General features: G+C 40.4%; 7 protein-coding genes, 1 tRNA gene, 1 other RNA gene and 2 pseudogenes. 8 read left to right on the forward strand and 3 right to left on the reverse strand.

From position 1 onward, the window contains the following. The first annotated feature begins 68 nt into the window (after nucleotides 1-68). A complete protein-coding gene (locus JCM14108_RS03630) occupies nucleotides 69-650 on the forward strand; it encodes a DJ-1/PfpI family protein (protein ID WP_035178485.1) in 582 nt (193 codons plus the stop codon). Nucleotides 651-1,705: 1,055 nt separating this feature from the next. Here JCM14108_RS03630 and ssrA read toward each other — a convergent pair. Beyond that, nucleotides 1,706-2,074: a transfer-messenger RNA gene (ssrA, locus tag JCM14108_RS14245) on the reverse strand. A gap of 50 nt (nucleotides 2,075-2,124) precedes the next feature. After that, a complete protein-coding gene (locus tag JCM14108_RS03635; RefSeq protein ID WP_035178487.1) occupies nucleotides 2,125-2,898 on the reverse strand; it encodes a Cof-type HAD-IIB family hydrolase in 774 nt (257 codons plus the stop codon). 129 nt (nucleotides 2,899-3,027) lie between these two features. Here JCM14108_RS03635 and JCM14108_RS03640 point away from each other — a divergent pair, with 129 nt between their 5' ends. From JCM14108_RS03640 to JCM14108_RS03650, 3 genes are read left to right on the forward strand one after another with little or no spacing between them, the layout of a single operon-like run. Next, a complete protein-coding gene (locus tag JCM14108_RS03640; protein WP_035178489.1) occupies nucleotides 3,028-3,726 on the forward strand; it encodes a cysteine peptidase family C39 domain-containing protein in 699 nt (232 codons plus the stop codon). 17 nt (nucleotides 3,727-3,743) lie between these two features. After that, on the forward strand, nucleotides 3,744-4,481 hold the full coding sequence (locus JCM14108_RS03645) for a response regulator transcription factor (RefSeq protein WP_035178491.1): 738 nt from the start codon (nucleotides 3,744-3,746) through the stop codon (nucleotides 4,479-4,481). Further along, the gene (locus JCM14108_RS03650; protein ID WP_035178492.1) at nucleotides 4,478-5,977 is read left to right on the forward strand and encodes an ATP-binding protein; all 1,500 of its coding nucleotides are present in this window, start codon (nucleotides 4,478-4,480) and stop codon (nucleotides 5,975-5,977) included. Before JCM14108_RS03645 ends, JCM14108_RS03650 begins: the two co-directional genes overlap by 4 nt. Nucleotides 5,978-6,026: 49 nt before the next feature. Here JCM14108_RS03650 and JCM14108_RS03655 read toward each other — a convergent pair whose 3' ends face one another. Further along, the gene (locus tag JCM14108_RS03655) at nucleotides 6,027-6,365 is read right to left on the reverse strand and encodes a YisL family protein (protein ID WP_035178493.1); all 339 of its coding nucleotides are present in this window, start codon (nucleotides 6,363-6,365) and stop codon (nucleotides 6,027-6,029) included. Between the two features lie 137 nt (nucleotides 6,366-6,502). On the opposite strand from JCM14108_RS03655, the gene JCM14108_RS03660 reads away from it, so the two are divergent. From JCM14108_RS03660 to JCM14108_RS03675, 4 genes and pseudogenes are all read left to right on the forward strand, one after another. Next, nucleotides 6,503-6,573 (forward strand) — tRNA-Gly (locus tag JCM14108_RS03660). A 330-nt stretch (nucleotides 6,574-6,903) separates the two neighbouring features. Next, nucleotides 6,904-8,593, forward strand: a pseudogene (argS, locus tag JCM14108_RS03665) (arginine--tRNA ligase). Nucleotides 8,594-8,814: 221 nt separating this feature from the next. Next, nucleotides 8,815-10,944: pseudogene (locus JCM14108_RS03670) on the forward strand (PBP1A family penicillin-binding protein). Nucleotides 10,945-11,016: 72 nt separating this feature from the next. Then, nucleotides 11,017-11,361 carry a YlbF family regulator gene (locus JCM14108_RS03675; RefSeq protein WP_035178494.1) on the forward strand — a complete coding sequence of 115 codons (345 nt, stop codon included), beginning with the start codon at nucleotides 11,017-11,019 and terminating at the stop codon, nucleotides 11,359-11,361. The last annotated feature ends 62 nt before the right edge of the window (nucleotides 11,362-11,423 follow it).

Below are 11,423 nucleotides of genomic sequence, written 5' to 3' on the forward strand. Positions count from 1 at the left end.
GAAAAAATTTTGTATTCCACACAATCGTGCTATACTAAATGATAATTTAATTCATTCGGAGGTTCGATATGACCAATGTTTTGTTGTTTTTGAATAAGGGATTTGAAACCATGGAATTTAGTCCGTTCATAGATGTCTGTGGTTGGTCCAAAAATGACTATGCGGTTGATATTAATGTCACTACCGCTGGTTTCACTTCTGTCGTAAGTAGTACCTTTGATGTTGATGTTATGGTTGATAAGGTTATCGATGAGATTAATATCGATGATTTTGATGCCTTAGCCATTCCTGGAGGCTTTGAAGAATATGGTTTTTACCAAGAGGCCTATAGTGATGAATTCTTAAATCTGATTCGTCAATTTCACGACGCCGGTAAATTAATTGCAACGATATGTGTTGGGGCTTTACCGGTTGGCAAAAGTGGCATTTTGAAAGGTAAAAATGCGACCACCTACCATTTGAAAAATGGTTATCGACAAAAAGAACTCAAAACATTTGGTGTAAACATTGTGAACGAACCAATAGTTTTTGACAATAATGTTATCACCTCATATTGTCCTCAAACTGCTGCTCGTGTTGCTTTTAAAATGTTGGGCCTGTTGATTAATAAGGAGACCGAGCAAACCGTAAAACATGCAATGGGATATTAATTACTATTTATATTGCAAGATTATTACTATATTCATAAGTAGCTTCATAGTGTTTTGGGATTGTCATCATTTGATAATTTCAATTCGCTTTTTTTATCAAGATTATACATGATTGTTCTGCTTCCAAACAGACCTCGTCTACAAGCATTAATATGATAATATCTAGTTGGTGATTAGACGGTACAGAAAAGACGCTAATTATTCAGTATTTTCATGTTTAGTTGGGATATGCGTACCTGTAAGTACACTCATTAAATGTTGGAAAATACTGGAAATGATAACCTGACTAAACCTGGCTTCTTTTCTGGGCGGCTGTGGGCAGTAATGTTTTTTATAAGCCTGTTCATTTTTAAGTCTAGGGTCATCTTGTGGACAATAATATGTAAAGTTCACTGGGCCGAATTTTTGGCTTAGTCATCATTAAAGTGCGGTTACTTAATGACGTTTAATTTTTGACACTACTAACGATAGGTATAAAAAGAGTTCCCATCCCTGGAAGCTTTCGTGCATTATATTTTAATCCAACAGTTAATTATATCATTTGCAGAACTTAATTTTATTTGAGAGCCAATGGTCAGTATAGCACGGATTTAATCTAAACTAGCGTAGTAAAGCATGACAAGGCATCCCTGATTAGCCCGTTTTAGAAGTTAACCAGATACCATGTTGGACAAGGGATGATTAACTTTCATGGCTAAATTATCGGACACCGTTAGAGATGTGCGCAATTTTGAGCAGATTATAGTACAAGTAAGCTAGTCACACAGTCTAATGTAAATAATGTGTTAAATGATTGACTTGAGGCCAACCGACACTTTTGTTATTTGATTATTGGACGCAGTTATAGAGGCTATTCAAGGGTATAAAAAAGCATCCCCGTATAAGGATATAAACCAATTCACGGCTGGCAATGATGTTTAAATATGTTTTTGATTTCGTGCTTACCAAAATGCTTACCATTGAATCTGAACTATTGGGTCTAAAAAGAATTTTAAAAAAATAAAAGACTGATTTATCAACGTTTTAGGCGTTAATCAAAATCAGTCTTTTCCTATCAATGGAGTCGGCGGGAGTCGAACCCGCGTCCGAGCATATCGCCACTCAGATATCTACGTTCATAGATTTACTACTTGGAATTCACCATTTAAAACGCCGCAAATCAAGGCACCCATAAATGGCTAACCTGATTAATCTCTTCAGTTGACTTCAGGTGGGAGCCAACTGCGTGAGCCCACTAATTTTAAGACCCAGATCCAACCCATGGGCGAGATTGGGAGGATCTACGCTAAGCGCTTATTAGGCAGCTAAGGCGTAAGAATTGTTATTATTTTTTGCAGTTATAATTTAAACTGGGCGTTTTAACGTGCCGCCGCACGAAACGCAATCCAAGCTCGACCTATACCCGTCGAATCCTTAACGACCCCGTATAGATACAATTAGTATTGTATCATATATTCAAATGTGTGAGAAGTAATTAGATTAGGTGGTAATGCTTGAGCCCGTTGACAATGCCGTGGTCGGTATTGTTAGTTGTGATAAATTCAGCATATTCTTTGACGTGGGGAAGACCATTTCCCATCACAACCGGATGATCGACGTATTGCAGCATTGGCACGTCATTATTGCCGTCACCAAAGCCATATGTTGGAATGCCGGTCAAGCCGGCATTGGTGATTAGTTCCTGAATACCACGTTTTTTAGAACCATTTTTAACAACCACATCCATACTAAACGGTGTATTTCGATAGAAAGTCAGTGTATCATCAAAAGTATCAATATATTTTTGATCGTGGCCAACAGTGTTAACAACCATCATGTAAATTGGATGTTGTTTTATATAATCTTCAGCACCCAATGGTGGGATCCTGGTGTTAATAGAAGCATAATTGTTTTTAGTGTCTTCAGTTACAAAATTAATCGCTGCTCCCAAATTATTCATGACGGTTGTTGATTCGCCAAGTGACTTGGCAAAGTCTAAAAAGTTACTGACAATTTCCGGCTTGATAATTGCTTCGTAAACCGGTTTGTTTTCAAACAGTACATAATCACCGTTTGCGGAAACTACTGTGTCAATCGCTGTTTTTTCTAAAATTTCCGGGATTTCAAAGATGTTTCTGCCCGTTGAAATGACCGGTAAGACGTTGTTGCGGCGCAGTTGCTTCATTGCCTCGGCAACTTCATCATCAACTTTGGTTTGTTCATTAAGCAGTGTGTGGTCGAGATCAAAAAATGCAATTCCTTTATACATGAATTTAACCGTCCTATTTATAAATTTGCTGAAAACTGAATCATTACTTTATTATCTTAACAATCTTTGTGCTTTTCAAGCAAGTTGACCAATTTCTGGTAAAATAGATATAGTATGGGGTGAGAAAGTATGGAAAAGACAACCATCGCAAATGAAAAGACCAATCGGTTTTTTGTGCGACTTAGGAGAATCCCTGGCGAACACTGGTATCTCGCCACTGAAGGCCCTAAAATTACGACTTCCAGCAGAAGAGTGAAAGTGCCGGATGAAATCAGGACACAGGATTTTTTGATTGATCAAATCAGCTTTTTCAATAAACAGATTTGGTACCATTTTACTCATGATGATTTATCCGGATGGCTGCCCAAACGAAATATCCGCAAAACGTTTCGACGGTTGGACGTTCCTGTGGTTAAGCAGGAAACGCAGGCTGATATTGATAACCAAGCCGCAGCGTTGATGATGCTGCTCAAAAGTGCCAACAGTCATATTTCATATGATGATTTAAAGGCGGCAATTGCAAAATGGCAGCGGAGTCAAACAGGACTGATCGGATTAAGTGATTTAATTATTTCAGAAACTCACTCAATTAGAGATTTAAACAAGGCTAATTTGAGGAAACTTGATAAGCAATTGCTGAGAAGACGGCCAATCGTATTACGAGTTGGCGGATTGAATAATTTAAGGTCAAGCTTAATAGTTTTGACAGGTTTTAACCGGAAATTGTATTTTTACAACGATCCCTGGACGGGGCGCTTGGAATCAGTTTCGGAAAACCATTTAAGAAAACACTGGCTTCGAGGTAATTTAGAAGCTATTAGTTATTAGAAGTTGGGGGAAAGACAATGAAACTGTTAATGGTAGAAGATAATAAATCGGTTTCAGAAATGATGTCGATGTTTTTTCAAAAGGAAGGCTGGGACGTTTCATTCGCATACGACGGAATTGAAGCCGTTGATATGTTTAATGAAGATCCGGACAGCTGGGATATTATTACGTTGGATTTGAATTTGCCAAAAAAGGATGGCATGGAAGTTGCCAAAGAAATCCGAGCTAAATCAAAATCGGTGCCAATTATCATGCTGACGGCCCGGGATTCCGACAGTGACCAAGTGCTTGGTTTTGAAATGGGTGCTGATGATTATGTCACCAAGCCATTTTCACCGATTACATTGGTAGCCCGAATCAAGGCACTTCAACGACGGGCCCATGCTGAAGCGCAGCCTGAGGCACCCAAGCATCCCGAAGAACAGAAAAAGAAGGAATATCAGATCAAGACGGCACATTTCAAGCTTAATACCAATACACGGGAAGCTTATCTGGATGGTCAGTTGATTCCTGACTTAACACCTAAAGAATTTGAGCTGCTTAATGCGTTGGCACAAAAGCCCCGGCAGGTTTATTCCCGTGAGCAATTATTAGAGTTGGTCTGGGGATATGAATATTATGGTGATGAACGGACGGTTGATGCCCACATTAAAAAACTGCGTCAAAAAATTGAGGAGGTCGGTCCTCAGGTGATTCAAACCGTCTGGGGCGTCGGATATAAATTTGACGATAGTGAAGTGGATAAACCGAAATGAAAATGATTTATCAGCAGTTATTGGCCTTTTTTCTGGTCATCGCCGTGACAATTTTATTATTAGGGATTTCATTTGGCCGGATGTCAAAAAGTTTTGTTTATGATGATGAGTGGCGAAGCCTTGAAAAGTATTCAGATAGCTTGATTCAGCAATCTTTAACCGTCAATACCAAAAGCAGCCAAAAGGTGTCGTTTAGTCTGAGTACGTTAAAAACAACCCAGGCACTTTTGGAAAATCAATCGGTTCACTTTACTGTTTTTAATCAAAAAAATCAGGTTATTTATCCCAATAACGGTTTGTCACCAAAAGTAACCAAAAATGATTGGAAACATTTGGTGAAGGACCAGATCGTCAGAAAGGTGAATAATCGAAACTTTAAACTGAGTAATGGTAAAACCCGGCCGGCAATGATTGAAATTTTAAAACCTTATTATTACAACAAAAAATTGGTTGCGGTTGTGAGTGCCGGTGCCTTTATTTCTGATGTCAATTCAAATGTGGATCGAATTAACCGGGATCTTTTGAAAGGGTTGGGCGTTTCCTTAATTATTTCCATGATTATCAGTTTCTTTATTGCCAGTCGATTAAACCGGCGGATTAGTCGGCTTCGGGCGGCAGCTACCCAGGTTTCGAACGGAAACTATCAAATCCGGGTTAAATCCGGTGGCAACGATGAAATTGGCGAACTGATTACGGATTTTAATCACATGACGGAATCTTTGGAAAAGGCCAATCAGGAAATTCAGCGACAAGAAGAGCGACGTCAGGAGTTTTTGGCAGATGCCGCGCATGAGATGCGAACACCACTGACGACGATTTCAGGTATTCTGGAGGGCATTAAGTATGATGTAATTCCCCAAGAACAGCGGGGGAAGAGTATTGATCTTATGAGTAACGAAACACAGCGGTTGATTCGGTTGGTTAACGAAAACTTGGATTACGAAAAAATTCGTTCCAATTCGATTCGATTGGAAAAGCGTCATTTTAACGCTGCCAAAGTACTTAAGAGTATTGTTGAACAGTTGCGCAATAAGGCGGCTGAATCTAAAGATCATTTTGAAATTCAATCACCGGCTGAATTACCGATTTATGCCGATTATGATCGGTTTGTGCAAATCGTTTTTAACATCACCAATAATGCGATTCAATTCACTGATAACGGCACCATTACACTAATCGGTGAACGGGGATATAACGAAACGATTATTCGCATCAAAGATACCGGCATTGGTATGACCGAAGAACAGCAGAAAAATATTTTTGAACGTTATTATAAAGCGGATGCCTCCAGGCGGACTCGTAAATATGGCGAATCCGGCTTGGGATTGGCAATTGTCCATCAGCTGGTTCAGCAGCACGGTGGGAAGATTTCGGTTACTTCCGCGCCACATAAAGGCACAACTTTTACGGTTATTATTCCAGACCAAACGGATGCTGAAAAGAAAGCAGTTGAAAAGAACCGCCAGGCTGCTTCTGAAAACGAGTCACAGGCTTAATATGATTGACTAAAATAGAAAATGCAGGTCATTAAAACGGTCAACTTAATTAAAAGTTGACCGTTGTTTGGATACCGATACTTATTAAGCCCAGCCCGATTAAAAACCAGAGCAGCTTGGGGGTATAGTTGATTTCCTGTTTTCTGCCATAGGCGGTTTCGGATAAAGCGATGATAACCAGGGTGGTAATGGCACCGATGCCGACAAGCAGTGGGTGACGGTGAAATGATCGCAGCCCAATCACAACTTGGCTGATAACGATCAGCCAATAAAACAGTCTTGAAATCATCATCGAATCGATTACCCGTTTTTTGATTTTTCGGGTTAGTCCCCAAAAAAAGTTGGCCAACAGTATGGCCCAACACACGTAATTTAATGTAACCCACATGCCGTTATCACCTCTTTACTTTAAGTATCAGTAATCAGATGAAAAATTGCAATTAAATTTTGAATTCTTTATGGATAAAAAATGTTTATGACAAAATCTGCCGGACATGATATAATATTTCTTGGTTATTCTTAATTGCGGGTATAGTTTAGTGGTAAAATCCAAGCTTCCCAAGCTTGTGTCGCGGGTCCGATTCCCGTTACCCGCTTTGTCCGAAAAGTAGTTATGACTATCGGATGTTTGAACCGGACAGTTAATTCGATTTTTGTTAAAGTTGTAATCAAAAAGACGAGTCAGCCGGTAAAGAATCATTTATTCGACTATAAAAGAGAAGTAGTTGGTCTCTGGATAATCAGCGATTCCGGAATGGTGGGAGCCGGAATATCTACCCAATGAAGCGTGCTTTTTAGAATATGAAACTGAATAATTGAGCGGATATTAATCATATCAATTAGAGTGGTACCGCGGGGTTACTCGTCTCTTACAATTTTTTTGTTGTAAGAGATTTTTTTGTACATTTATTGATGGAGGAATAGCAATGGATTATAAAGCACAAGTAACAAATTCAATTTTAAGTGTTTTAAATGATGAGTTGTCATCAGCAGAAGTTTATGAAAAGTTAGAAAAGCCAAAGTCATTATCAATGGGCGATTTAGCTTTTCCAGCCTTTTCACTGGCCAAGGTATTTCATAAGGCCCCAAATCAAATTGCGACTGATCTGGTTGCTAAAATTGATCAGACTTCTTATGAGAAGGTAGAGGCTAAGGGCGCCTATATTAATTTCTTCTTGGATAAGGGGAAATTCAGCAGTCAGGTTTTAACCAATATTATTGAAGAAGGGTCGACTTACGGTCAAAATGACAACGGTAAGGGCGGTAATGTCCCAATCGATATGTCGTCCCCTAACATCGCCAAGCCGATTTCAATGGGACACCTGCGTTCAACTGTGATTGGTAATTCAATTGCCAAGCTGCTGGTTAAAAACGGTTATCATCCAATTAAGGATAATCACTTGGGTGACTGGGGAACGCAATTCGGGAAACTCATTGTGGCCTACAAGAAGTGGGGTAATGAAGCCGATGTTAAGAAAGATCCGATTAATAATCTGGTTAAATATTACGTTAAATTCCACAAAGAGGATAAAGAACATCCTGAACTTGATGATGAAGCCCGTGAAACCTTCAAGAAGTTGGAAGACGGTAACAAAGAAGAACTTGAACTTTGGAAATGGTTCCGTCGGGTATCATTGGAATCCTTTAACAAGATCTACGATAAACTAGGCGTTACTTTTGATACTTACAACGGTGAAGCCTTTTATAACGACAAAATGGATGAAGGTATCCAGATCTTGAAGGACAAGGGACTTTTGGTCGAATCTCGGGGCGCACAAGTTGTTAATTTGGACAAGTATAAGTTAAATCCAGCGTTAATTTTAAAGAGTGATGGTGCAACGTTATACATTACCCGTGATATTGCGACAGCAATCTATCGTGATCGGACTTACAAGCCAGCGATGAACCTTTACGTGGTTGGTTCCGAACAAACTTACTATTTCAAACAGTTAAAAGCGGTTTTGCTTGAAATGGGGTTACCGTCAGCCGAGAATTTACATCACATTCCATTTGGTTTGATTACGGTTAATGGGAAAAAGTTATCAACGCGTTCCGGCCGCATTATTCTCTTGGATGAAGTGTTGGATGATGCAATTAATTTAGCCAAAAAGCAAATCGAAGCTAAGAATCCCGACTTGGCAAACAAGGATGAAGTTGCCAAGGAAGTTGGTTGGTGCGATTATTTTCGGTGACCTGAAGAATGAACGAACCAACAATATCGACTTCGTGCTGGAAGATCAACTGAAATTCGAAGGCGAAACCGGCCCATACGTTCAGTATTCCCACGCCCGTGCAGAAAGCATCTTAAGGAAAGCATCGGCTGTTGATTTCCATACAACTGATAAGGAAGTTGATGATCCGGCTGCTTGGGAGACCGTTACGGCATTGAATGAATTTCCAAGTGTTGTTGAAAGTGCCTGCAAGGATTTTGAACCTTCCGAAATTGCCAAGTATTCTTTGAAATTAGCAAAGGCATTTAATAAATACTACGCCCATTCAAAGGTTTTGGTAGAAGATGACAAGTTAGGCGCTCGATTGGCACTTGTTAAATCAGTTTCTATTGTTTTAAAGGAATCATTGAATTTATTAGGTGTTAAAGCACCGGATGAAATGTAGGCCGATTTTAGTCGGGAAAGCGTGTGCCAAAATCGGCTGCAAGACAGGAAGTTGCCTTTCGGCGCACGTTTCCGCTCGGTAAAAATCGTGATTAATTAAAACGGGACCGGACAAAATTACTTTTGTCTCGGTCCCGTTTCCCGTAATTTATTAAAGAAGCGCGAACGCTTTTTTAAATCCCCTTAAAATTTTGGCGACTTCAATTTGCGAATTCCTGGGTTATGATACAATGTGATGTATCTACAAAAGGAGAATCTCATGAAGAATAATAATTCTAAAAGAGCTTCCCAAAAATGGCTCGGGCCAATGATTGGGAAGCTGAATCGGTTTTGTAGAAAATTTCATCTTATAAAATGGTTGGTCGTTTTTGTTTTGACTATAACGCTAACCGGAAGCATCTATTTAACTTTTCTTGCTAAGACAGCCCACGTTCAAAATTTGGAATCGTCTTTGTCGAAAACAACGGAAATCTTTGATGTTAGTAACAAAAAGGCGGGCGAATTGTATGCACAAAAGGGGACCTATGTGCATTTGAGTAAAATTTCCCGTAATATCCCCAAAGCGGTTTTATCAACTGAGGATCGCAATTTTTATCACGAATATGGTTTTTCCGTAAAGGGATTTGGCCGAGCATTTTTACTGCTTTTAAAGAACAAGCTGCTTCACCGCAACTACATTAGTGGCGGTGGCAGTACCTTAACTCAGCAGCTGGTTAAGAATGCCTATTTATCCCAGGAACAGACGATGACTCGAAAATTCAAAGAACTGTTTTTAGCAATTCAGGTTGAAAATGTTTATTCAAAGAATGAAATTTTAACGATGTACCTGAACAATGCTTATTTTGGTAACGGTGTTTGGGGTGTTCAGGACGCCTCCCGACGATACTTTGGCGAAAATGCCAGTCAGCTGTCGGTTCCTGACGCAGCGGTTTTAGCGGGGATGTTGACGTCACCAAGCGCGTTTAATCCGGTTGATCATCCCAAAGCAGCTAAATGGCGGCGAAACGTTGTTTTACAGCTGATGGTTGAAAATCATAAATTAACGCAAGCTCAGGCAGATTATTATAAGAAAACACCGATTAACGTTCAAAACACCTATGTCCGAAAAGACGGGTATCGCTATCCTTATTATTTTGATGCCGTCATTAATGAGGCGATTAGTAAGTATGGATTGACTGAATCGGAGATCATGAATCGTGGTTACCGGATTTATACGAATTTAAATCAATCGCAGCAGCAGCAAATGCAGACGACGTTTAAAAATAATACGCTGTTTCCAACCAATGCCGCCGATGGAACTGCGGTTCAGGCAGCCTCAATTGGTGTTTCGCCAACAACCGGCGGGGTAACTGCCGTTGTAGGCGGCCGGGGCCAGCATGTTTTTCGGGGCTATAACCGGGCTACTCAAATTAAGCGTCAACCGGGATCGGCAATGAAGCCATTGGCGGTTTATACACCGGCTTTGGAGGCCGGCTATAAGTTCGATTCTGAATTGGTTGATAAGAAGAAGTCCTATGGCACCAATCATTATACACCTAAAAATTATAACAACGTTACCAGGGGAAGGTTCCCATGTATGAAGCACTCGCGCAGAGTATGAACGCGCCTGCAGTTTGGCTGCTGAATCAGATCGGCGTTGACAAGGGTTATCAATCGGTCAAGGATTTCAATATTCCGGTAACCAAGCAGGACAAGAACCTGGCATTGGCGCTGGGCGGACTGTCATCCGGTGTGTCACCCCAGCAGATGGCCGGGGCTTACACAGCCTTTGCCAATGGTGGTAAGGTAATGAAGCCGTTCTATATTCGAAAAATCGTTGATTCAACCGGAAAGGTAGTTGTTGACAATACTGCCAAGCAGCAGGGACGGCAAATTATGCCGGCGTCCGTTGCCAAACAGATGACCAGTATGATGTTAGGCGTCTTTAATAACGGAACCGGTGCCGATGCCAAGCCTTATGGGTATTCGGTTGCCGGTAAAACCGGCAGTACCGAGGCCGATGATACCGGTTCCTCGGACGCAACCAAAGATAAATGGATTGTCGGTTACACACCGGATCTGGTTGTCGCTACTTGGGAAGGCTTTGACAGTACCAGTCAGGCGCACCATTTGGAAAATTTAAGCGGGACCGGTATGGGGCCGTTGTTTAGAAATGAAATGCAGACAATGTTGCCATATACCAAGAATTCCAGTTTTGATACCAAGGATGCTCAGACGATTGTTCAGGATCAGCAGCATAATGACGACAACTTGTGGGACACTATTCAAAAGAAGACGGAACAATACTCTGATAAAATTGGCCAAAAAGCAAAGGACTTCTTTAATGATGCCAAAAAGTGGTTTGGCCAATAGTAGAACGGCCGGGTATGAACAAGGGCATTTATATGTTAAAATTAATTGAATATAACAACTAAGGAGATTTTTATGGCTGATAAATTAATGGATACCGCAACGCAGCTTCAAGATGATTTAAAAGAATCTGCTCAATTTGCCGATTTAAAGGCGGCCTATGAACAAATCAAGGCTGATCCGGAAACTTTTAAACTTTTCACTGAGTTTCAGAAATTACAGCTGCAGCTTCAACAACAGCAGATGCAGGGACAACAGCCTGCCGAGACCGACATTAAACGTGCACAGAATATGGCCGGTCAGGTTAAAGAAAATGAATCAATTTCTAATTTGATGACTAAAGAAAAGGCACTTAACGACCTCTTGAACGACGTTAATCGAGTTGTCACTCAGCCAATCGTTGACTTATACCGTAATTAAAAAATGCCGGATTTAGTGATTAAAAACTAAATTCGGCATTTTTAGCGTACATAACTTATAGA

This window comes from Lentilactobacillus farraginis DSM 18382 = JCM 14108 (assembly GCF_000583655.1).
GTDB classification, from domain to species: Bacteria; Bacillota; Bacilli; order Lactobacillales; family Lactobacillaceae; genus Lentilactobacillus; species Lentilactobacillus farraginis.

What these genes read in the sequence shown, in the direction of transcription:
- JCM14108_RS03630 (WP_035178485.1), top strand. Translation starts at nt 69, where the DNA reads ATGACCAATGTTTTGTTGTTTTTGAATAAGGGATTTGAAACCATGGAA.
- JCM14108_RS03635 (WP_035178487.1), bottom strand. Translation starts at nt 2,898, where the DNA reads ATGTATAAAGGAATTGCATTTTTTGATCTCGACCACACACTGCTTAAT.
- JCM14108_RS03640 (WP_035178489.1), top strand. Translation starts at nt 3,028, where the DNA reads ATGGAAAAGACAACCATCGCAAATGAAAAGACCAATCGGTTTTTTGTG.
- JCM14108_RS03645 (WP_035178491.1), top strand. Translation starts at nt 3,744, where the DNA reads ATGAAACTGTTAATGGTAGAAGATAATAAATCGGTTTCAGAAATGATG.
- JCM14108_RS03650 (WP_035178492.1), top strand. Translation starts at nt 4,478, where the DNA reads ATGAAAATGATTTATCAGCAGTTATTGGCCTTTTTTCTGGTCATCGCC.
- JCM14108_RS03655 (WP_035178493.1), bottom strand. Translation starts at nt 6,365, where the DNA reads ATGTGGGTTACATTAAATTACGTGTGTTGGGCCATACTGTTGGCCAAC.
- JCM14108_RS03675 (WP_035178494.1), top strand. Translation starts at nt 11,017, where the DNA reads ATGGCTGATAAATTAATGGATACCGCAACGCAGCTTCAAGATGATTTA.